Source organism: Sporosarcina highlanderae, from assembly GCF_030433715.1.
Lineage (GTDB): Bacteria > Bacillota > Bacilli > Bacillales_A > Planococcaceae > Sporosarcina > Sporosarcina highlanderae.
The window spans coordinates 1-1,601 of record NZ_JAROCC010000028.1 but is presented as its reverse complement, the minus strand read 5'-3'; the positions used below and the strand labels follow the sequence as shown (position 1 = coordinate 1,601).

1 protein-coding gene is annotated in these 1,601 nt (G+C 43.8%); it reads left to right on the top strand.

All coding sequences use genetic code 11. The features are described 5' to 3' along the window. The first annotated feature begins 262 nt into the window (after positions 1 to 262). Positions 263 to 1,486 carry an IS110 family RNA-guided transposase gene (locus P5G49_RS17440; protein WP_301245934.1) on the top strand — a complete coding sequence of 408 codons (1,224 nt, stop codon included), beginning with the start codon at positions 263 to 265 and terminating at the stop codon, positions 1,484 to 1,486. Positions 1,487 to 1,601: the final 115 nt, after the last annotated feature.

The following is a 1,601-nucleotide window of genomic DNA, read 5'->3' as shown; positions in this document are numbered from 1 at the left end:
CCCGTTAGCCATCCATGTAGCGCAAAAACAGCACTACACCACAGAGGATGAAAATGTGTGCAGAACGGGTATTGGATACTACGGCTGGGAGAGGAAGGTCGATCAACTATGGTGCCATAGAGCCCATCCGTTAGTCTGACTCCATCGACCACGGTGCATGACAGAATGTCGCTCCCTTACGGGAAGCACTCATGGGAGATTAATCCTACTCTGGTTGATGCACCAGCCTCCAATACTATTTGCCGTGGAAAGGATGATTACAATGGAAGTAATCATTGAACGCGCATGTGGGATGGACGTTCACAAGGATTCCATTACCGCATGTATCATGACTCCAAAAGGAAAGGAGATTCGAACGTTTTCCACTAAAACTGTATTTCTAATACAGTTAATCGACTGGATCAAGGAGCATGGTTGTACCCACGTAGCAATGGAGAGTACAGGTGTATTTTGGAAGCCGATCGTTAACTTACTTGAAGCAGAGAATATCGAGTTTTTAGTAGTCAATGCTCAACATATGAAAGCAGTACCCGGTCGCAAGACCGATGTGAAGGATGCTGAATGGATAGCCAAACTTCTTCGACATGGTCTGCTTAAAGCAAGTTTCATCCCCGACCGAAATCAGCGAGAACTACGAGAGTTAGTCCGATACCGTAGAAGTATTATTGAAGAACGGGCAAGACAACATAATCGGATTCAAAAAGTACTAGAAGGAGCGAATATCAAGCTAAGCTCCGTTGTCTCCGACATTATGGGTGTTTCGGCTCGTGACATGCTTAACGCCATCGCAGATGGCGAAGACGATCCTGAAAAACTCGCGCACTTTGCTCGTCGTTCAATGAAAAAGAAAAAAGATGAACTAGAACTCGCCCTTCGCGGATATATTAGTTCACACCAGCGCCTCATGATAAAAACCATTCTCACTCATATCGATTTTCTAACTGAACAGGTCGAGATTCTAAACCAAGAAATAGCTAACCGACTATCCTCTCACCAAGCAGATATTGAACGTTTGGATTCCATTCCTGGCGTTGCGACTCGTATGGCTGAACAAATCCTCGCTGAAGTAGGAACCGATGTTGGGAACCAATTCCCCAGCTCTTCCCATCTATGTTCCTGGGCAGGATTAGTACCCGGCCATAACGAAAGTGCTGGCAAAAGGAAATCGTCAACTATGAAAAAAGGAAACAAATATCTAAAGTCAGCTTTAATAGAAGCCGCTCACTCATTAAGAGGTTCAAAGACTTATCTTGGTGCCATGTACAGGCGTACAGCAGCACGGAAAGGTAAAAAACGTGCTGGTATTTCAGTCGCCCACGCCATTTTGAGGATTACCTATTATCTATTAACCCGAAAAGAAATGTACGTAGACTTGGGTGAGGATTACTTCGAAAAACAAAAACAGCAATCCATCGTACGTTATTCTGTTCGAAGGCTTGAAAACTTAGGTTACAGCGTTACAATCACTGAACCAGAAGCCTCCTAATCCAACAAATAATACGATCCAATCCTAGGCGCTGCATTTTTTTAAAAAACCTGAGTTGCGTCTTCTTTAGTGTTGTCATTTTTGCGTAGTTGAGAGTTTAATTTTCATGGGAGTT